The organism is Enterococcus sp. DIV0703, from assembly GCF_051711065.1.
Lineage (GTDB): Bacteria > Bacillota > Bacilli > Lactobacillales > Enterococcaceae > Enterococcus_B > Enterococcus_B hirae.
The window spans coordinates 1,563,050-1,584,868 of the sequence record NZ_JBIOLX010000001.1 but is presented as its reverse complement, the minus strand read 5'-3'; the positions used below and the strand labels follow the sequence as shown (position 1 = coordinate 1,584,868).

General features: G+C 37.8%; 21 protein-coding genes. All 21 read left to right on the top strand.

Annotation, left to right across the window (positions count from 1 at the left end):
• The 21 genes from IGK81_RS07235 to polA all read left to right on the top strand — a co-directional run bounded on the left by IGK81_RS07235 (position 1) and on the right by polA (position 21,772).
• A complete protein-coding gene (locus IGK81_RS07235; RefSeq protein WP_034698197.1) occupies positions 1-975 on the top strand; it encodes an alpha/beta hydrolase in 975 nt (324 codons plus the stop codon).
• On the top strand, positions 976-2,676 hold the full coding sequence (locus IGK81_RS07230) for a DUF4091 domain-containing protein (RefSeq protein ID WP_438757790.1): 1,701 nt from the start codon (positions 976-978) through the stop codon (positions 2,674-2,676).
• A 352-nt stretch (positions 2,677-3,028) separates the two neighbouring features.
• On the top strand, positions 3,029-3,712 hold the full coding sequence (locus IGK81_RS07225) for a DUF1538 domain-containing protein (RefSeq protein ID WP_034698192.1): 684 nt from the start codon (positions 3,029-3,031) through the stop codon (positions 3,710-3,712).
• Positions 3,709-4,482: a DUF1538 domain-containing protein gene (locus IGK81_RS07220; protein ID WP_010719018.1), complete on the top strand. Its 774-nt coding sequence runs from the start codon at positions 3,709-3,711 to the stop codon at positions 4,480-4,482. The genes IGK81_RS07225 and IGK81_RS07220 overlap by 4 nt, the downstream gene beginning before the upstream one ends.
• Complete coding sequence (locus IGK81_RS07215) at positions 4,479-4,856, top strand: P-II family nitrogen regulator (protein WP_010719019.1); 378 nt, start codon at positions 4,479-4,481, stop codon at positions 4,854-4,856. The genes IGK81_RS07220 and IGK81_RS07215 overlap by 4 nt, the downstream gene beginning before the upstream one ends.
• A 134-nt stretch (positions 4,857-4,990) precedes the next feature.
• The gene (locus IGK81_RS07210) at positions 4,991-5,662 is read left to right on the top strand and encodes a hypothetical protein (RefSeq protein WP_010737691.1); all 672 of its coding nucleotides are present in this window, start codon (positions 4,991-4,993) and stop codon (positions 5,660-5,662) included.
• 54 nt (positions 5,663-5,716) lie between these two features.
• The gene (locus tag IGK81_RS07205; RefSeq protein ID WP_034698189.1) at positions 5,717-6,154 is read left to right on the top strand and encodes a hypothetical protein; all 438 of its coding nucleotides are present in this window, start codon (positions 5,717-5,719) and stop codon (positions 6,152-6,154) included.
• A gap of 9 nt (positions 6,155-6,163) precedes the next feature.
• A complete protein-coding gene (locus IGK81_RS07200) occupies positions 6,164-6,832 on the top strand; it encodes a 2,3-bisphosphoglycerate-dependent phosphoglycerate mutase (RefSeq protein ID WP_010719022.1) in 669 nt (222 codons plus the stop codon).
• Positions 6,833-6,886: 54 nt separating this feature from the next.
• Positions 6,887-7,510 (top strand): HAD-IA family hydrolase, encoded by a 624-nt coding sequence (locus tag IGK81_RS07195; RefSeq protein WP_181878302.1) that lies wholly within the window; start codon positions 6,887-6,889, stop codon positions 7,508-7,510.
• Positions 7,511-7,560: 50 nt separating this feature from the next.
• Positions 7,561-7,956: a DUF1149 family protein gene (locus IGK81_RS07190; RefSeq protein WP_010719024.1), complete on the top strand. Its 396-nt coding sequence runs from the start codon at positions 7,561-7,563 to the stop codon at positions 7,954-7,956.
• 215 nt (positions 7,957-8,171) lie between these two features.
• The gene (locus IGK81_RS07185; protein WP_010719025.1) at positions 8,172-9,563 is read left to right on the top strand and encodes an L-cystine transporter; all 1,392 of its coding nucleotides are present in this window, start codon (positions 8,172-8,174) and stop codon (positions 9,561-9,563) included.
• A gap of 239 nt (positions 9,564-9,802) precedes the next feature.
• Positions 9,803-10,174, top strand: a complete 372-nt coding sequence (locus IGK81_RS07180) for a VOC family protein (RefSeq protein ID WP_010719026.1) — start codon at positions 9,803-9,805, stop codon at positions 10,172-10,174.
• 301 nt (positions 10,175-10,475) lie between these two features.
• Positions 10,476-11,417 (top strand): oxygen-dependent tRNA uridine(34) hydroxylase TrhO, encoded by a 942-nt coding sequence (gene trhO / locus IGK81_RS07175; protein WP_010719027.1) that lies wholly within the window; start codon positions 10,476-10,478, stop codon positions 11,415-11,417.
• 230 nt (positions 11,418-11,647) lie between these two features.
• Positions 11,648-12,379: a metallophosphoesterase family protein gene (locus tag IGK81_RS07170; RefSeq protein ID WP_010719028.1), complete on the top strand. Its 732-nt coding sequence runs from the start codon at positions 11,648-11,650 to the stop codon at positions 12,377-12,379.
• 225 nt (positions 12,380-12,604) lie between these two features.
• A complete protein-coding gene (locus IGK81_RS07165) occupies positions 12,605-14,788 on the top strand; it encodes a Tex family protein (protein ID WP_034698183.1) in 2,184 nt (727 codons plus the stop codon).
• 1 nt (position 14,789) lies between these two features.
• Entirely contained in the window at positions 14,790-15,275 is a 486-nt protein-coding gene (locus IGK81_RS07160; RefSeq protein ID WP_034698181.1) for a SprT family protein, read from the top strand.
• Positions 15,276-15,302: 27 nt separating this feature from the next.
• Positions 15,303-16,058 (top strand): YdcF family protein, encoded by a 756-nt coding sequence (locus IGK81_RS07155; RefSeq protein ID WP_010737683.1) that lies wholly within the window; start codon positions 15,303-15,305, stop codon positions 16,056-16,058.
• Between the two features lie 181 nt (positions 16,059-16,239).
• Entirely contained in the window at positions 16,240-17,574 is a 1,335-nt protein-coding gene (murC, locus tag IGK81_RS07150) for a UDP-N-acetylmuramate--L-alanine ligase (RefSeq protein ID WP_010737682.1), read from the top strand.
• A gap of 224 nt (positions 17,575-17,798) precedes the next feature.
• On the top strand, positions 17,799-18,284 hold the full coding sequence (locus tag IGK81_RS07145; RefSeq protein ID WP_010737681.1) for a MaoC/PaaZ C-terminal domain-containing protein: 486 nt from the start codon (positions 17,799-17,801) through the stop codon (positions 18,282-18,284).
• The gene (locus IGK81_RS07140; RefSeq protein WP_034698179.1) at positions 18,277-18,960 is read left to right on the top strand and encodes a Bax inhibitor-1/YccA family protein; all 684 of its coding nucleotides are present in this window, start codon (positions 18,277-18,279) and stop codon (positions 18,958-18,960) included. The genes IGK81_RS07145 and IGK81_RS07140 overlap by 8 nt, the downstream gene beginning before the upstream one ends.
• Before the next feature lie 166 nt (positions 18,961-19,126).
• Positions 19,127-21,772 (top strand): DNA polymerase I, encoded by a 2,646-nt coding sequence (gene polA / locus IGK81_RS07135; RefSeq protein ID WP_010737679.1) that lies wholly within the window; start codon positions 19,127-19,129, stop codon positions 21,770-21,772.
• Positions 21,773-21,819 lie beyond the last annotated feature (47 nt).

Genomic DNA, 21,819 nt, shown 5'->3' with positions numbered 1-21,819 from the left:
ATGAGAACAAAAGAAATTATTTTTGATCGCAAGGCAAATACCAGTCTCAAGCTTTACTTACAAGAAGAATTGTTTGAATCGCAGCCAATCGAAAAACGTCCGTTTATTTTAGTGATTCCTGGGGGTGGGTATTCTTTTTGTAGTGAAAGAGAAGGGGAACCGATCGCATTAAGCTTTCTGTCAAAGGGCTATCATGCAGGTGTTTTACATTATCATGTAGGAGAACATCGTCATTTTCAAAAAGCATTGTCTGATGGACAAAAAGCAATGGAATTACTTCAAGAATGTGCGGAAGAATGGCAGATTGATCGTCATAAGATTGCGGTCATTGGCTTTTCAGCAGGTGGGCATTTAGCAGCAGCCATGTCGACAATGTTAGCGACTAAACCCGCTCTATGTTTATTAGGTTATCCAGCTATCCTCTCTTCTTTTTCAGAGGTCATGGGTATTTCTGCTCCTTCTTTGGAAGAATGCGTGACGAGTGATACGCCGCCGACGTTTTTATTCTCCACATTTGAAGATTCGATCGTTCCTATCGAAAATTCCTTACTATATTTACGTGCGTTAGAAGAAAATGATGTTCCTTTTGAATCACATATTTTTCAAAAAGGACCTCATGGACTTTCTTTGGCAACTAAGTGGTACCGCACATCTGATGAAGTGACAGACGAACGTTTTGCTCGCTGGTTTCCATTTGCGATGGAATGGATGGAATCACAGTGGGAAGAACAAGAAAAAGGCAACGAATTCTCGACCAGAGAGATCATCGACATACCGATTTTTCAACTCGTAAAAGAGGCAGAAAATCAGCAAGTTCTCCAACGATTTTTCCCTAGCTGGCAAGATCCTAGTCGTTTCAAATTAGTAAAAAGACTTAATTTAAAGCAATTGCGGCGAATGATTCCAGATCAAATGACGAATGAACGATTTGAACAATTGATCGATGGATTGAATCGACCAAAGGAGGAGCATTGAATGCAAGCTTACCTTGTCCATGAAAGTTATAAAGCGACCAATCGTCTGACGGCTGAACAGCCTCAGGAACTTACGGAGTTAACTTTTTATAAGAACAGTAAAAATGCTTGTCAGTTACTACTTCATGACGGGCGAAAAAACCATTTCGTACTATCGGATGAATTTTCGATACCAGATGCTATTGAGATACCGATTTATCGTATCGCTATCGAATCCTCGTTACCAGTAAAAGCTCAATTTATTGACTATTATTTAGGCAACGAAGATATATTGTATGCTGATAAGTTGTTAGAACAAACAGTGAAAACTTATTCAGGCGATCGTTATGCGCCAATTTATCTGGAATTTCCTCTGGATACTGAAATCAAGTCTGGCAGCTATTCACTAGAAATAACAGTTTACCGTTCATATTTGACAGCCGGTGACGAAGAAGTAGTGACGAAAAAATTAATGATTGACGTTTCAGATTATTGTTTTCCAGATAACGTGACTCAGAAATTTAATTTGGACATCTGGCAACAACCGTCTAATTTAGCGAGAAGTTTTCAAGTCCCGTTGTGGAGTGAGACTCATTTCCGATTGATTCACGAAATGGCTACCAGTTTAGCAGCTATTGGGCAAAAAGCGGTAACGGTGATCGCAGGCGAGATCCCTTGGAAAGGTTGGTTCAATTATATCGTCAAAGACTATCCAGCGAATCTCTATGAGTATTCAATGATCAAAGTCAAGAAGGATCTCAAAGGAGAATTGACGTGTGATTTCACCATTTTAGATCGCTATCTTCAAACGATGGCAGAAGCAGGTATCGATCAAGAAATCAACGTTTTTGGTTTGTTAGGTGTGTGGCAAGTACCATTCTTCCCATTGATCCAACAGTTAGATTACCCTGAAAAAATTGTGGTTCGCTATTTTGATGAAGCCTTGCAAAAGATCGGATTCATCGAAAACAAAAATGAATTGAAGTCCTATTTCAACCAATTATTTGAGCATTTCAAAGAGATTGGGGTATGGGATAAAGTCAGGATTATCTCTGATGAGCCGAAGATTCACGAAATAGACACCTTTAAAGCTTCATTAGCAGAATTAAAGTCAGTGGATACTAGTGTTCAGATAAAAGTCGCTTTTGATAAAGAAAACGTCTTGGAACAATTGTTGCCAGATGTCGATTTTCCGGTCACTTCTTTTTATTGTACGTGCAACCATTATCAGCGGTTAACACAAAGCCATCCAGGAAAGACACAATATTATATTTGTAATTATCCTGATCGTCCGAATATCTTTTTACACAGCTCATTACTAGAGACTCGTATACAAGGAATTTTAGCGCATTGCTTCAAAACAGATGGTATGCTGCGTTGGGCATATAATTGCTGGCCAGAAAATGTGCGAGAAGATATCCGCTATAATACTAGTTCGTTACCGATCGGTGATACTTGTCTCATTTATCCTAGCTATTCTGGACAGCTATTGTTGTCTTTACGTTACAAACAATTGCAAAGAGGAATTGAAGATTTTTACCTGGTCAAAGAAGCAGTGAAAAAGAATCCGATTGTCACACAACAATTGTTAGATGCGTTTCTAGGCAGCAGCGAACCAAAAGAATGGATGCAAGATAGCCACACAAGCAACCAAAGTTTGTTTAATCAACAGGCAGACGAATACGAAGCATTTCGAAAACACTTGATTGCTTCCTTGTCTTAGAGTTGAGTACTTATTTTGTGATTGCTTTTTCAGGGTGAAACAAAAAGGGCGCAAAGCTCCAGATGTTTTTTGAGTACCTTGCTAAACAGTAGACCTTCCTTTTCAGAATCAAACCCCAAAAATTGAAAGGCTCGTATGGTTTTTCATTCTTGATTTTGAAGTAGCAGGGTTGCTTATAACATAAAGAGAAGCCAAAGGAGCCGAAACCAAGTTTGATTTTCGCTCAATTTGGCTTCTTTTTACGGTAATGTCATATTTGAGTATTTTTTTATTGAAAAAAATAACAGCGTTTACCTGTTCTGCTCGTAACTTGTGAAGGAATCAGGTAAAATAGAGTAAAGGAGGAGGATATATGCTAAAAAATTTAAAAGAAGTTGTTATCGCCATTTTTCCAATGACACTTTTAATTGTTATTTTAACTTTTATTTTCGCACCGCTTGACTCAGATGAAATGATTTCTTTTTTGTTTGGGGCAGGGATTATGATGATTGGCATGACACTATTTTTATTTGGCGCCGATTATTCGATGATGGAAGTCGGGCGATTAGTGGGAAAATATATGATCAAAAAGAAAAGTCTCACAATCCTCATTGCTTTAGGATTTATGATTGGAATTGTAATCACGATCGCAGAACCTTCCGTTCAAGTGTTGGGACAACAAGTCAATCAGATTTCTGAAGGAAAGATTGGCCGAGTGTTGTTAATTGGAATTGTAAGCGTTGGCACAGGTGTCTTTTTAGCGTTTGCTCTTTTACGGGTTGTCTTCAAATTATCTTATTATCAATTGATGGCGATTGGTTATGTTGGTGTATTAGTCGCTTCATTTTTTACAAGTAATGAATTTATGCCGATTGCTTTTGATTCTGGAGGCGTTACGACTGGACCGATTACCGTTCCTTTTATTCTAGCATTAGCTGGCGGACTGACTAGTATGATTCGTCAAGAAACGAGTGCCAATGATAGCTTTGGGATGGTTGGGATTGCATCTTTAGGTCCAATTCTGGCAGTAATGATTTTAGGGGTGATTTTTCAATGAAGATAGTCCAAGAATTATTCTCGGGGATAGAAATCATTTCCTATGAGGTGTTAATCGCCATATCGCCGATCATACTATTATTCTTAGTCATGAACTTCCTGAGCTTTCAGATGAGTAAAGAACGCTTCTGGGCTATTATCAAGGGCTTTTTGATCACTACTGTCGGATTGATCTTATTCCTGCATGGTGTCGATCTGGCTTACGTTCCTGTTGGACAACATCTAGGTAGTGTACTTGCTAGTTTAGAACATAATCAGCTTTTGATACCTTTAGGGTTCTTGATGGGGTTTTTAGTTGGTTTCGCAGAACCAGCGATCCACGTCATGGTTAAACAAGTGGAAGAATTGAGTGAGGGAAGAATCAAAGCAAAAATCATGTTAGCAGTCATCTCTATTGGGATTGGCTTAGCAGTTGGGTTATCTATGTGGCGTTTATTAGTTGGGTTTTCTCTCTACTATTTTTTGATTCCAGGATATGGCTTAGCTTTCATTTTAGGACGCAAGGTTGATAAAATTTTTCTTGCTATGGCATTTGATAACGGAGGGGTAGCGACTGGCCCCATGTGTTCCACGTTCATTTTATCGATGTGTGTGGCAATCGCCACGCAAATTGAAGGAAGAGATCCGATTATTGATGGATTTGGAGTAGTGGCTATGATTGCATTGACGCCCATATTATCGACATTGGTTCTAGGCTATATCTACAAAAGGAAAGATGAAAAAGATAAACAAGCCAAACACAAATTACAACAGTTGGAGGGAAAAAAATGAAAGATCCTGTAGCGTTGAATCTGAATATGATCGTCACGATTGTTGATGGGGGAATGGGGTACGAAGTGATTAAGTTTTCAAAAACCGCCGGAGCAGCTGGAGGTACGATACTCCATGGGCGTGGATCAGGGATTCATGATTCTAGTAATTTTTTAGGTCTGGAAATCTCACCTGAAAAAGATATTGTGTTAACCCTCGTACCTGATAGTTTAACCAATCAAGTCATGGAGACGATTGGTCAGGGAATCAACATCGATGTTCCAGGCAATGGTATCTGTTTTAGTATTGATGTCGATAAAGTCATTGGGATCACTAAAATCCACCAATATCGGGAAGTGATCGAGATGAAAGAATTGATGGAAAAAGAGGAGTGAACCTACAATCGCTCAGGTGGTTTCATTGTTTTAAGGAGAATTTGATGAATTACTAAATTTTTATGAAACCCTCCTCTTTTACCAGACAACTTTTTAAAAATATGCTATGTTAAAAATGATAAAGGGGGAGAAAAATGAATTTTTTAGTGGTGCTAAAGGATCAAGTCATCAACCGTTCGACCTTTCTTTATGTTCAGTTAAACAAGGGGAAAACTTTGTTGCATTTTTCGCCAGAGTTTCATTTAGAAGGTCAAACACTAGGAGAAATCTATCAATCAGAAGGGTTAACTGCACTTTTGCTCTTTTTTAATAGAGAACTTGATTTACCTGTGAAAGATTATCTTGAGCTTTCATTGACAAGTTGGGATCAGGCAGTAACAGAGCTATTTCCAAATGGCTTGATAATCAAGGAGAACGGCCAGTTGATACAGTTAACGGTCAGTGAACTTCAAAGACAAATGCGTTATAAAATTGATGAGAAAGATTCGTTTTCAATTTTTCAACGGCAACAAAAAATCTTAAAAAGTTTTTTAAGTGAAATTGGTAAAAAACGCCATTTATTAAAGACAACTCAATTATTAAAAAAATATCCTGATTTAGTTCATACATCGATTCAATTAACACAATTCTTAACGCTGATTCGCCGATTTGTTCGCTTGAAGGAAGTGCCTTCTAGAAAACTCACGTTACCGTTAGCGGATACATTTCGTGTCGTCCAAAGAGCGCAGGAAAAGAAAGTCATCGTGATTGACTTTATGAAGAATCGGAATGCACTTCATCAATTAACAATGGAAAAAGCGAATTAAAGCTTTTTCTTTTTGCTTTTTTTTGCCATAATAAGAGCAGCAGGAGGAGTTACGATGGCACAAATTTGGTTAAGACGCTTGATTGAATACAAAAGAAAATACAACCAAGTGATGCAAGGACGTTATGCAACATTTGATTCGTTGAACCGAGTATTGTTGATTCTGGCACTATTCTTTCGTCTGTTTCAATTTTTACTTCCTTTTTCAATCGGTTATTTCTTATTTTGGGGATTACTCGGTCTGATCGTATTTCGATTGTTATCGAAGAAAATCTATGTAAGAATAAATGAAAATCGGAAATTCATCGAAAAATCGAATCAAATAAAATTATGGTTTTCTCAGTTGAGAAAGCCAAAAAATTCAAAGAAAGTGATGGAGTACACGTTTTTTTCTTGTCCTACTTGTCACCAAAAGCAAAGAGCGCCACGAGGTAAAGGACGAATTCGAGTGACTTGTCAAAAATGCGGTACCCAATTTGAAACGAAAGTCTAGGTGAAGAGGATGAAGTTAGTCTTATTACGACATGGTGAAAGTGAAGCCAATTTTCAAAATTATTGGACTGGCTGGTTAGATGTTGCGCTAACTGAAAAGGGGATGCAACAAGCAACGGAAGCTGGACGAAAAATGAATGAGCAAGGATTGGTTTTTGATATCGTTTATACATCTGTACTAAAAAGAGCAATCAAAACGTCACAGTTAGCTTTAGAAGAAATGAATCAATTGTATCTTCCCGTCCAAAAAACTTGGCGGTTAAATGAACGACATTATGGGGCATTAGTTGGTAAAAATAAAACGGAGATGAAAAAAGAATATGGCGAAGAACAAGTCAAAAAATGGCGTCGTGGCTATCGAGAAGTTCCGCCACTCGTATCAGAAAACCATTTTGATCGACGCTATGATTCTTTAGATCCACGTTTGCTCTCCCATGGTGAAAGCTTAGAGATGACAGTTGAGCGCGTGGTTCCTTTATGGCAAGATGAACTTGCACCACACTTATTAGCTGGTAAAAATGTCTTAGTGGTTGGACATGGGAATAGCTTACGTGCGTTAACGAAATACTTAGAAGATGTACCAGAAAATCAGTTGGATACGATTGATATCCCGAATGCGCAACCGATCCAATACACTTTAAATAAAGAGTTAGAAATCCTCGGAAAAGAATTGTTATAAGAGGGACATGTTTTGTGGGAATATGAATAGATCTAAAGGAAAGAAGTTACGATGATAAAAAATTATGTTTGGGATTTTGATGGAACATTATTTGATACTTATCCAGCCATGGTCGATGGAGCGCTTCAAGCAATGGCTGCGTTAGGTATCTTAGCGGATCAAGAAACGATTTATCCGATCATGAAGAAATTTTCCACCCGTCAACTAATCAAAGAATACCAATTACCAGAAGAACAATTTACACCCTTGTTTCATCGTTATGAAGCAGCGAGTCAGAAAATTCCCAAGCCTTTTGCAGGCACCCAAGAAGTGTTACGATTATTGAAAAGCCAAGGGGCAGAGCATTTTATTTTGACCCACCGACTCTCAAACTCGACTTGGGAATTGCTTGAGCAGTTTGATCTAGCTGATTTAATTGAAGAAGTCATTGGGATTGATCGGAATTTTCCTCGTAAGCCAGCGCCCGACTCACTAAATGATTTGATCCAAAGACATCAATTGAAAAAGTCGGAAACGATCATGATTGGTGATCGTCGTTTAGATATAGAAGCTGGTAAGAACGCAGGAGTCTTGACTTGTTTGTATGATATTGATCATTTTTTACAAGATATTCCTGCCGATTATGTTGTAGATGAACTCTTAAAAATCCTTGATATCAAGGAGAAAGCAATAAAATAGTATCCTCTTTCAAAGTGAGGTATGTTATAATTTGAATAAGGAGTGATCAAATGGAAATCAAAAGACAAAAAGAAGTAGTAGAGGCATTTCACTATGATTTTAAAAGGCCTGATCAAGAAGTTGAAACAGATTTAAAAGTAGGATTTTCTCCTCTGAAAGAGACGATTGAGAACTATCCGAAAGAACACAGTATCGTAGGGGCACGTTTAGAATTTCGCTTAGTCTTTGATACATATGTTTTATCAGGAAGCGTGAGTCAAATTAACCATATCCTTAATCGAAAGATTGAAGGACAAAATGATGTCACACAAGAAGAAGTGGATGAGCTAGTTGCGCCATTATTTGACATCGTCAAACGAATGGCCTATGAAATAACTGAGATTGCATTGGATCAACCAGGCGTGAAACTAAATTTTCAATCTGAAAAAGAAGAAAACGAAGCATAAAACGTGCTTAAAACCAGTAGTGATAGCCAAAGGCTATCACTACTGGTTTTTTTCTATTACTAATTGTAAGCAAAACGAATGTATTTTTTACATAAATAGTCTAGAATGAACGAGTCGCTGAAAAAAATATTTTCAGGAAAATGATTGAAGAATCATTTTCGGGAACCTTTACTTCCTTAGATGGACTTGTCATTAAAAATTAGAGGAGGAGTAAAATGACAACACTCATCACAGTTTTAGTGGTTCTAGTTTTTGCGGTATTATTATATGTTTTCTATCGCATGCAAAAGCGCCATGCAAAATTTTCAACAAGGGTTTATACAGCTCTAGCTATCGGAATCGTATTTGGTGGCTTATTACAATTGATTTTTGGAGTAGATAACCAAGTCATCAGTCAATCAATGGAATGGATCAATATCGTAGGTGAAGGCTATGTCGGCTTCTTACAAATGCTGATTATGCCATTAGTATTCGTCTCGATCGTTGGCGCATTTACAAAAATGAAAGTTTCTGAAAAATTAGGTAAAATCAGTGCAACAGTATTAACCTCACTGCTTGCAACAACAGCAATTGCTGCATTGATTGGAATCGGTACAACCATATTATTTGGTCTTCAAGGAGCAAAGTTTACCGAGGGCGCAGCAGAAACAGCTCGAATCTCGGAATTAGCCACTCGCCAAGAGAGTATCCAAGGATTAACGATTCCGCAACAAATATTATCATTCATCCCTAAAAATGTTTTTGCTGATCTAGCTGGTACACGTGCAACAAGTACGATCGGTGTTGTGATTTTTGCTGCATTTGTCGGGATTGCTTATCTAGGAGTCAAAAGAAAAGCACCGAAAGAAGCAGAATTTTTTGCCAATTTGATTGATAGTTTATATAAAATCGTTATGCGTATCGTTACCTTAGTTTTACGTTTGACTCCATATGGCGTCTTTGCGTTGATGACGAATGTGATGGCTACTAGTGATTTTGTTGCCATTATCAATTTAGGAAAATTCGTACTTGCTTCGTATGTTGCTTTACTAGCAGTCTTGATTGTTCATTCATTGATCTTGCTTTCAGTGAAAGTCAATCCGTTTGACTACTTTAAAAAAGCTTTTCCAGTATTGAGCTTTGCTTTTACTTCACGTTCAAGTGCAGGGGCATTGCCATTGAATATCGAAACACAGACCAAAGCGTTAGGTGTGGATGAAGCAACAGCGAATTTTTCAGCCAGCTTTGGTTTATCAATTGGGCAAAACGGCTGTGCAGGTGTGTATCCAGCGATGCTAGCCACGATCGTTGCTCCAGCTGCTGGAATTGATGTTTTTAGTATTGGCTTTATCTTGATGTTAGTTGCAATCGTCACGATCAGCTCATTTGGTGTAGCCGGTGTTGGTGGTGGCGCAACGTTTGCTTCATTGATCGTCTTAGGGGCGATGAATTTGCCAGTTGCCATCGTTGGCTTAGTTATCTCAGTAGAACCATTGATTGATATGGCTCGAACAGCAACGAACGTCAGTGGCAGTATGGTTGCCGGGATTGTCACAAGTGCTAGAATTAAGGACTTGGATCGTGAAGCAATCAAAGATGATTCAAAAGTCATTGATGTCAATGCTTAGTTATAAGCCAAAAACAGATTTCGTCTTTGAGACGGGATCTGTTTTTTTTATAGGCGATTGATACAGGGAATCTATTTTATTCCGAAAAGTGAAAACGAGATTCCATCCACTCCAAAAACTATGACAATAAGGGCAAGTATAAGAGTATAAAGATGGAGTGAAGATAGCTTTTCCGATCTCCGTATGCTAAAATAGTTAAGCTTATGACTTCTAAAACGAAGAAATGTAGGAGGATTTACATGTTTACCAATGAAATGAAAATCATGTTATATGTTGATGATGTGAAAAAAAACGTTGATTTTTGGACTGCGGTTGGATTCAAAGAATTAGATCGTCAAGAAATGGATGGCACACTGGTTGTAGAAATCGCCCAATCAGAGAAAGCGACTACTTCACTTGTCTTATACGATCGGGAATTCATTGAACAACATTCCCCAGAAGTTGCTGGAAGTTCCCCATCCTTGATGTTTTATAGCGATGATATTTTTGATTTATATAAGAAAATGCAAGCACAAGGTACGGTATTAGGCGAATTAGTCCAGTTAGGTGAAGAATACGTATTTAATTTTGCCGATCCTGATGGTAATTATTTTGCAGTAACAGGGAAATAAAGAAATGATTTGAAGGTAGTCTTCAGACACTCATTCTACTAGTAGTTAAACAGGTCATGTTTAGCGACTAGTAGAGTGGGTGTTTTTCACTTGGTAGAACCTAGTTTATGTAAATGGTCATTCCATCGTTGAGGTCATCTTATTCCATCTTTTACGTAGTAAAGTTTGCCTAAATTAAAAAACGATAATTATATTATGTTAACTGAAAAGTTTGAACATAAATACACAAGCATAAATATCGTCAAACGAACCTTACTTTTTTTATACTATTCTGGAGAGAAGAGAAGGAAGGAAAGAAAACATGGATTACCAAGTATTACTTTATTACAACTACACAACCATTGAAGACCCAGAGCAATTTGCGAAGGAACATTTAGCCTTTTGTAAATCGTTGAATTTAAAAGGAAGAATCTTAGTTGCCAAAGAGGGAATCAACGGCACATTGTCTGGAACGATCGAGGAAACTGAAAAATATATGGCGATGATGCATCAAGACGAGCGTTTTGCTGATACATTTTTTAAAATTGATCCAAGTGAAGGCCACGCATTTAAGAAAATGTTTGTTCGTGCACGACCAGAACTTGTTTCTTTGAAATTAGAAGACGATATCGATCCTCACGAATTGACAGGAGATTATCTCTCACCAAAAGAATTCAAAGAGGCAATTTTAGATGAAGATACTGTTGTCATTGATGCCAGAAATGATTACGAGTATGATCTAGGACATTTTCGTGGGGCTGTTCGTCCTGATATTAGAAGCTTTAGGGAACTCCCTAAATGGATCCGTGATCATAAAGAAGAATTTATGGAAAAACGAGTGGTTACTTATTGTACTGGTGGGATTCGTTGCGAAAAATTTTCTGGTTGGTTAGTCCGTGAAGGCTTCAAAGATGTTGGTCAACTACACGGCGGGATCGCAACTTATGGAAAAGACCCTGAAGTTCAAGGAGAATTGTGGGACGGTAAGATGTATGTGTTTGATGAACGTATTGCAGTTGATATCAATCAAGTGGATAAACGAATCGTAGGTAAAGATTGGTTCGACGGTACGCCTTGCGAACGCTACATCAATTGTGGCAATCCTGAATGCAATCGTCAGATGTTGACTTCTGTTGAAAATGAAGAAAAACATTTAGGTTCTTGTTCGATCGAATGCGCAAAACATCCACAAAACCGCTACATCAAAGAGCATCAACTGTCTGAAAAAGAAGTAGAAGAAAAATTAGCTGCTTTTTTTAACTAGCATTTAGTGACAAGCTGAAAAATAAACATAGCAGGAGAAGCTGTTCTCCAATCACCTAGCTCTAGCTGAGCGCTGAGTGAATAAGGGAATTCCTTTGCTATCTTTATTTTTGGCTTGTCTTTTTTTCTTTTTATTGAGAAAATCAGTATAGGAAAGGGAAAAACCTTTTCGATAAGTGTAAATCTATGCGAAAGATACGTTATACTACAATGGAAAGGGAGAGTTTCATCATGAAAAAGTGGGTGTATGCGATTGGCGATGTTCATGGAAAATACGATCTCTTTAAAAAATTGGTCAACGAATTTGATCCATTAAATCATCAATTAGTATTGATGGGGGATTTGAATGATAGAGGCCCTAACACGAAAGAATGTTTTTTACTAGGTATGCAACTAGTCAAAGAAAATAACGCGATTTATCTTCGAGGAAACCACGAAGAGTACTTTTTGCAGTTCCTCCAAAGTCCTGAAGACTGGTATGAGCCCTATTTACGAAATGGTGGCAAAGAAACATTTGACAGTCTTTTACACCCTGGGTCAACTGAAGAGTATTCGCCCACAGAGATTGCGTTGATGATTCGCTCACGATATGGCGAACTGATTGATTTTTTATGTGAGCGGCCGCTTTATTATGAATGGCATAATTATCTCTTTGTCCATGCAGGGGTTGACTTAACTAAAAAAGATTGGCATGATACAAACCCTCATGATTTCATCTGGATCCGCGAACCTTTCCATGAAGGTAAAAATAATACAGGAAAAACAATCGTTTTTGGTCATACCATTACCCCTATGCTACACGGAGATATGGAAACGACAGATTTATGGATTCACGATAAGAAAATCGGAATTGACGGTGGAGCAGTCTTTGGTGGATCGATGCATGGTGTGGTTTTTGATGAAACTGGTATCGTTCAAGACATTGAGTATCAAAACACTGAAGGACCGTGGCAAGGAAATTAATGGATCAGGATAACAGTACATGATTCCTTATAAAAGTATTGAGGAAACTCAAATTCCTCAACTATTATAGGGGATTTTTAGTGTGATTGATTTGTTTTGCTAAGAGCTGCTATAAGTACTGTTATCAAATATGATAAAATAAATAAGTATGTGAGAAAATCCACCATTTTTATTTAGAAACAGGGAATAATGAAAATGGCTTTAACTTAAAAAGGGAGTATATTAATGGCAGAGAATTTAAATCAAACAATTGTCCAGTTAGTTCAAAAAGAACTAACGATGTATCATTCAAAACAACTTACCACCGTATTGAATTTATTGAACGAAGGAAATACTGTCCCATTTATTGCACGTTACCGAAAAGAAATGACCGGTAGCTTAGATGAGGTACAAATTCGAGAAATTGAAGAGCGCTATGCTTATTTAGAGAACTTAGAGAAACGAAAAAAAGAAGTGATTCGTTTAATCGATGAACAAGGTAAGCTAACGCCAGAATTGAAAAAAGACATTACTTTAGCAGTTAAAATGCAACAAGTAGAAGACTTGTATCGTCCTTATAAACAAAAACGCAGAACGAAAGCGACGATCGCAAAAGAAAAAGGATTAGAGCCTTTTGCCCAGTGGCTTCGCCAATTGCCCAATGAAGATGTCTATGCAGAAGCAAAAAAATACCTCAATGATGAAAAAGAAGTTCATACGGTCGAGGAAGTATTGCAAGGCGCTCACGAAATCATTGCTGAAGAAGTCAGTGATAATGCAACTTACAGAACGTGGGTACGCTCCTATACCTACAATAAAGGTTCTTATGTCAGTGTCGTTAAAAAGAAGGAGCTAGATGAAAAAGCGGTATATGAAATGTATTATGATTATGCCGAACCCATTCATAAAATCGTCTCTCATCGCATTTTAGCGACGAATCGTGGTGAAAAAGAAGGCATTTTGAAAGTCGGACTCCAAGTGGAAGAGGAACCTATTTTGTCTTATCTGGAGCGGCAATTGATCAATAACCCAGCTTCTCCCGCAACTATGTTTGTTAGGAATGCTTATCAAGATAGTTACAAACGATTTATTCAACCTGCGATTGAGCGGGAAGTGCGCAATGAATTAACTGAAAAAGCTGATGAGCAAGCAATTGCGATCTTTGGAGAAAACCTCCGTAATCTCTTGTTACAACCTCCTTTAAAAGGAAAAGTCGTTTTAGGATTCGATCCAGCCTATCGTACAGGATGTAAGTTAGCTGTAGTAGATGCGACAGGTAAAGTTTTGGCAATTGAAGTCATCTATCCGCATAAACCTGCTTCTCAAGCGAAACGTGAAGCTGCAGGACCTGCTTTTGTTCAATTGATCAACCAATACCAAGTAGATATGGTCGCAATAGGGAATGGTACTGCTAGCCGTGAATCAGAACAATTTGTTGCTGAACAATTAAAATCAGCTGATCATAAAGCGTACTATGCGATCGTGAATGAGGCGGGAGCTTCTGTTTATTCTGCAAGTGATATTGCCCGCAAAGAATTTCCTGACCTCCAAGTGGAAGAGCGAAGTGCAGTGTCGATCGCTCGACGTTTGCAAGATCCATTAGCTGAATTAGTGAAGATTGATCCTAAAGCTGTAGGAGTTGGACAATACCAACATGATGTTTCTCAAAAACGTTTAGCGGAACAATTAGATTTTGTAGTAGAAACTGTGGTCAATCAAGTGGGTGTGGATGTTAATACTGCAAGCCCTCAATTATTGCAACACATCTCTGGTTTGAATAAAACAACTGCTCAAAATATTGTGACTTATCGAGAAGAAAATGGTGCGTTTGAGACGCGAGCGCAATTGAAAAAAGTTCCTCGCTTAGGACCAAAGGCTTATGAGCAAGCGATCGGGTTTATCCGTGTACCAGGTGGGAAAAACATTCTTGATAATACAGGCATTCACCCGGAAAGCTATCCAATTGCAAAAGAAATTCTAAAAAGCAACGGGTTATCAGAGAAAGCATTAGGTAAAAAAGAAGCAATCGAAACCCTATCTCAACTTTCTTCCACTCATTTATCCAAAACATTATCTGTAGGAGAAGAAACGTTAACTGATATTCTTGAAGGGTTAACCCGACCTGGTAGAGATATGCGGGATGAAATGCCAGCCCCACTCTTGCGTTCAGATGTTTTAAGTATGGAAGATTTGAAACCAGGGATGGAGTTGAAAGGGACTGTACGGAATGTAATCGACTTTGGTGCGTTTGTTGATATCGGTGTAAAGCAAGACGGATTAGTTCATCTTTCTAAATTAAGTAAAAAATTTGTTAAACATCCTACTGATGTTGTTTCTGTAGGCGATGTTGTAACAGTTTGGATTGAAGCTGTTGATGTCAATAAAGGAAGAATCAGTTTAACGATGCTTTCCCCTTATGAGGCGAAATAAAGTGACAGAAATCGAATTGCAGCAACTCGTTGAAAAAATCTCGCTAGATAGTTTTTCATTGCCCTTTAAGCATCAAGCAAAATTCAATTCTCGTTTGCGATCTACAGGGGGACGTTATCACTTAAACGACCATCATTTAGATTTTAATTGGAAGATGTTTCAAGAAGTGGATGAAGCGACAAAAGTTGCAATCATTAAACATGAATTATGTCATTATCATTTGCATTTAGCTAATAAAGGTTATCGTCATCGAGATGCTGATTTTAAGGCCTTACTAAAAAAAACGGGTGGTTTAAGATACGCTCCTGCTCTTTCTGCTAAGAAAACGACTAAAATTGAATGGTATCAGTGTGCTAGTTGTACAACCGATATTTACCGCAAACGAAAAATCGATACCAAACGCTATGTTTGCGGGAAATGTCGAGGGCATTTGATTTGGAAGGAAACACTGGATAAAATGCCAAATGAACAGCTTTCCAGTAAGTAAAATGTCTTAAAAAGGAGAAAGAAGCTCATGACGAATCAAGGGGAACAATTGAAAGATTGGAATTGTTTGCTATCCTTTTTGGCTGATGCAAGTGATCAAAGAACAAATGATTCGGCACCAATAGTGATTCTAGCAGGCAATGGCTTACCGATTCTTGCTGATAAGGCAGCTGAACTGTATTTGCAAGGACAAGTGCAGCAAATCTTTCTAGTCGGAGGAATCGGACATGCTACTAAGGTGCTTCGCCAAAATTTTGCAAAGCAAGGGGTTTTATTTGAGGATGGACTCAGTGAAAGTGAGATGTGTTTTCGTTACTTAACAGAAAAATACCACATTCCAACTGAAAGATTCATTTTAGAAACAACCTCGACGAACTCTGGGGAAAATGCACAACATGCCTTGACGATCCTTCAAAAAAAGGGCGCTCTACCTGAACGGATTTTTCTTATGAATGATCCAACATTACAGCGACGTACCAGAGCAACTTTTGAGAAGGTCTGGAAAGGCACAGGAGTAGAATGGTGTAACTATGTCCCATTTGTTCCCCAATTAATTGAACTAGCGGAAGAGTTACATTTTTCTCAGCCAGAGTTGAACGATCAATGGTCGAAAGATTATTTTTATGCGTTAGTTTTAGGAGAAATGGTTCGTTTGAAGGATGATGAGCAGGGCTATGGACCCAATGGGAAAAATTATATGAATCATGTGGACATCCCACAAAAAGTTTGGTCAGCCTATCAACGGATCCGTTCTTCTGTTTCAGGAACTTTCTTGCGTTCATGAGAAAATCATCCCTAGTAGACCAAACGAGAGCGTTAGCCAGTTTTTAAATTTGAACGATTTTTCAAGTAAGTAACCTCTTCAAATATATTTGGTTGAAATTTTTTTAGGTTTATATGATAATGAGGAACGTGTTGTAATAGAAAACAAAATAATGGATGATATTTAAGAGAAGAGGATTCAAATGGAAAATCAAAATAAATTATACCATTTTGTTGGTATTAAAGGATCAGGAATGAGCTCATTGGCACTTGTCCTACACGAGCAAGGGTTACCAGTACAAGGATCAGATATCGAAAAATATTTCTTTACACAAAGGGATTTAGAAAAAGCAAATATCAAAATTTTGCCTTTTGATGCAGAGAATGTTCAACCTGGAATGACGATCATTGCTGGTAATGCTTTCCCAGATACGCATGAGGAGATTCAAAGAGCGAAAGAGTTGGGATTAGAAGTTGTTCGTTATCATGACTTTATTGGCGACTTTATCCAAAACTACACGAGTATTGCAGTGACTGGTTCACATGGTAAAACGAGTACGACAGGATTACTTTCACATATGTTGACTGGCATTCGTCCAACAAGTTATTTAATTGGTGATGGCACAGGACATGGCGATCCTCAAGCAGAATTTTTTGCATTTGAAGCTTGTGAATATCGTCGCCATTTCTTAGCATATTCGCCTGATTATGTTATCATGACAAATATTGATTTTGATCATCCAGATTATTATACAAGTATTGATGATGTGTTTACCGCATTTCAATCAATGGCAAATCAAGTGAAAAAAGCGATCTTTGCCTATGGAGATGATGCTTACTTAAGAAAATTAGAAGCAGATGTTCCGATCTATTATTATGGTGTTTCTGAAGATGATGATATCCAAGCTCGGAATATCGAACGCACAACGACGGGGTCAGCTTTCGATGTTTACCACAAAGATGAATTTGTGGGACATTTCACTGTTCCTGCTTTTGGCAAACATAATATATTAAACGCATTAGGCGTGATCGCAGTTGCTTATTTTGAAAAACTAGACCAAGAAGAAGTAGCGAAAGAATTGTTAACATTCCCAGGTGTAAAACGTCGCTTCAGCGAAAAAATCGTAGCTGATATGACAGTTGTAGATGATTATGCTCATCATCCAGCTGAAATCAAAGCAACAATCGATGGGGCTCGACAAAAGTACCCTGATAAAGAAATCATTGCAGTTTTCCAACCTCATACATTTACCCGCACAATTGCTTTGATGGATGAGTTTGCAGAAGCACTAGATCTTGCAGATAAAGTTTACCTATGTGATATATTTGGCTCTGCTCGAGAAGAACAGGGCGATGTCAAAATTGAAGATCTTGGCAATAAAATCAAAAAAGGTGGTCAAGTGATCAAAGAAGACAATGTTTCTCCTTTACTTGATTTCCACGATGCTGTCATTATCTTTATGGGTGCAGGGGACGTTCAAAAATTTGAACAAGCGTATGAAAAATTATTAAGTAGCACGACAAAGAATGTATTGTAATCTATTTTTTAAGTAGTCGATTGTAAAGCAGTCTCTATCTGTTAAAGAATGAAACTTAACAGGTAGAGATTTTTTGATCTTTCTGGGTTTCAAAAGAGGAATCAACGTCGCTGTCTTCTTTCAGTTTCGTTAATAATTTCTTGTTTTAATCAGTGTAACTTGCCTTTTTGGACTGTTTTGATACAATAAGAAGTGATCAATATATAAACTGGAGGGTTACTAACTTGAACATAAGTAAACCACGTAAATTAGGAAAAACCATCAATGAACTGGAGGAAGGGGACTCGTTGTCTTTAACTGAATCGATTGAAGACAATCAGCTGTTATTGTATTTAGGACTAACAAATGATGCGAATCCACTCTACATCCAACATGATTTTGCGAAACAAACGGAATACCAACAACCGATTGTGCCTTCTGTCATGTTGATGGGCATCATCACCAGTGCAATTTCAAAACATTTGCCAGGTCCTGGGTCTCATGTAGTCAATTTTTCTGTCAATTTTATTGAGCCAGTTTTCCATTATCAAACATTGACTTTTCAGTTTGATATTATCAAAGTAGACAAAATGAAAAATGTCGTGACAATCTCTGTCGAAGCAAACAATAGCGAAGAAAATCGGGTATTGGATGCAGTAGTGATGGTTCAGCCACCGGTCGAACCAGAATTAGAGATTACTCTTGAAAGTGAAGGTGAAACATATGAATAATCAAGGTACTATTTCAACAGGACTGAATCGCTTCTATGCTAAGGTCTATGGTTATCTAGGAGGAGGTCTAGCATTAAGTGCGATTATCTCTTATCTCGCATTACAAGTATATCCTCAACAAGTTTTCTCGTTCATCAATAATTTCCCTTTAGGCTTTATGGGTCTCTGGATCGTAGAGTTGATTTTAGTAGTTGTATTGGGCGTTAAAGCAGCTAAAAACCCAAGTTTAGCTATTGGTGGTTTTATTGCGTATTCGCTCTTGAATGGAATGACGTTAGCTGTCACATTAGCGATGTATGATATCGGTAGCATTACCAGAGCGTTTATTACAGCAACTGGAATGTTTTTAGGGATGTCCGTTGTAGGCTTGGTTACTAAAAAAGATTTGACAGGTGTCGGCCGTGCCGGAATGGCCGCATTGATCGGTGTCATTATTGCCATGGTCTTAAATGTCTTTATCTTACGAAGCAGCGCAGTAGAGTTGTTTATTTCTCTTCTTTTAGTCGTGATCTTCGCAGGAATTACCGCATATGACAACCAAAAGATCCGGTCAATCTATATAGAATCAAATGGTACAGCACATAGTGGGATTGCCGTTTTCTTGGCATTGCAACTATACCTTGATTTTATCAACTTGTTCTTAGCATTCTTAAGAATTTTCGGACGTAACAATTAAGCGATTGAATGGATCGTTCAGTTGAACAATAATTATGAGAGTGAAAAGCATTGAGTCTTTTCACTCTTTTTTGTCCAGTAAAGTGGCTAATTTGCGTTTTTCTTTTCGCTTTCCTCAGTATTCTTTGTTAGAATAAATAAGAACTTTACAGTAAGGAGTTAGGCAGATGACAAAAAATAAATTATTACTTGTAGATGGAAATAGTGTTGCTTTTCGCGCATTTTTTGCTTTACACAATTCATTAGAACGGTTTAAAAATAGAAATGGGTTGCATACAAATGCGATCTATGCTTTTAACACGATGTTTGAAAATGTGATGCAAAAAGAGCAACCTACTCATGTATTAGTTGCATTCGATGCAGGAAAGACGACGTTTAGAACCGAGATGTATGCAGAATACAAAGGTGGCCGTTCAAAAACTCCTGGAGAATTTAAAGAACAGATGCCTTACATTCGTGAATTACTCACAGGACTAGGTGTCCAATACTATGAATTACCTAATTATGAAGCGGATGACATCATTGGGACATTAGCCGAAAAAGTCAATAAAGAAGAATTTGATGTCGTTGTTTTATCTGGTGATCGAGATCTGACTCAATTAGCTAGTAATGAAATCAAAGTAGACATTACGGTGAAAGGTGTGAGTGATATCGAAAGTTACACACCTGAACATGTGGCTGAAAAATATGATGGATTGACGCCAAATCAAATCATTGATATGAAAGGTTTGGCAGGAGACGCTTCAGACAATATTCCTGGTGTGACGAAAATCGGCGAAAAAACAGCAATCAAATTGTTAAAACAATATGGATCCGTTGAAGGGATCTATGAGCATATTGATGAAATGAAACAAAGTAAAATGAAAGAAAATTTGATCAATGATAAAGAACAAGCTTTCTTATCCAAACAATTAGCGACGATCAATACAGATGCGCCAGTTGAAGTCTCAATTGATTCATTGAAATATGAAGGGAAAAACTTAGAGAAATTGGTGCCATTTTATAAAGAAATGGAATTTAAACAATTCCTGGCAAAGCTGGACCTTGTTGAGGAAGAAGTAGAACTTGAAGATATCCTATTTGAAGTAGTCCATGAATACCATGAGGACATGTTCACGACTGACATGGCTTTATATGTGGAGATGATGGGAGACAATTACCATACAGAAGATATCGTGGGTGTAGCTTGGGGGACGAAACAAAAAATTTATGTTACGAATGATCTAGCGTTATTTGAGAACGAAGCTTTTTGTGCTTGGTTAGCTGATCCAACACGGTTGAAAAAAGTCTATGATGCCAAACGGACCTATGTGGCTTTAAATCGGTATGCCACGAAAACAAAAGGGATCGATTTTGATGTCTTGCTTGGTGCCTACTTGCTTGATACAAATGAGAAAAGTACGGATATTGAAGGAATCGCTGCCCATTATGGCTATCATGAAGTGCAGTCAGATGAAGCAATTTATGGAAAAGGGGCAAAAAAAGGATTACCGGAAGAGGAAGAAGTATTTTTTGCCCACCTTGCCAGAAAAGTATCTGCCATTAATGTTTTAACACCTAAGTTAAGTCAAGAATTAACAGAAAAAAACCAAATGGCCTTGTTCCGTGAGATGGAACTACCCCTTTCAATCATCTTAGCTGAAATGGAAATCACTGGTATCAAAGTTGATGCTTCTCGTTTACAAGAAATGAAAATAGAATTCTCCGATCGATTGAAAGAGATTGAAGAAACCATCTATCAAGAGGCTGGTGAATCCTTCAATTTAAACTCACCAAAACAACTGGGTGTCATTTTATTTGAAAAAATGGGGTTACCGGTGATCAAGAAAACGAAGACGGGCTATTCCACTGCGGTCGATGTTTTAGAACAATTAAGAGAACAAGCCCCAATCGTGGATGACATCTTGACGTATCGCCAAATCGCCAAGATCCAATCAACTTATGTGGAAGGTTTGTTAAAAGTCATTCAATCTGATGGAAAAGTCCATACCAGATATGTTCAAACATTGACACAAACGGGGCGTTTAAGTTCAGTAGACCCTAATTTACAGAATATTCCTATTCGCTTAGATGAAGGGCGAAAGATTCGCCAAGCATTTGTGCCTAGAGAAAAAGACTGGTTGATTTATTCATCTGACTATTCACAAATCGAATTGCGTGTCTTAGCTCATATCTCGAATGATGAACATTTAAAAGCAGCCTTTCTTGAAGGACAAGATATCCATGCAAGTACTGCTATGCGTGTTTTTGGGATTGAAAAAGCAGAAGATGTCACACCAAATATGCGTCGTCAAGCAAAAGCAGTCAATTTTGGGATCGTTTATGGCATTTCTGACTATGGTTTATCACAAAATCTTGGGATTACAAGAAAAGCAGCGCAACAGTACATTGATACGTATTTTGAGAAATATCCTGGAGTCAAAGAATATATGGAACGTATCGTTCGTGAAGCAAAGGAACAAGGATTTGTCGAAACCCTTTACCATCGCAGACGTTATTTACCAGATATCAATTCACGAAATTATAATATACGTTCTTTTGCTGAAAGAACAGCAATCAATACCCCAATCCAAGGAAGTGCCGCTGATATTCTTAAAATCGCGATGATCGAGTTGGATAAACGCTTAAAAGAAGAAAAACTATCAGCAACCATGTTGTTACAAGTACACGATGAATTGGTTTTTGAAGTGCCAGAAACAGAATTAGAACGATTAGACAAATTAGTAAGTGAAGTCATGGAACATGCCGTGTCCTTACACGTACCATTGATTACAGATAGTAGTTGGGGGAAAACGTGGTATGAAGCGAAATAGCTGATTGCCACTATTGAACCGATCTGCTCAATAAATAGATAAAAAAG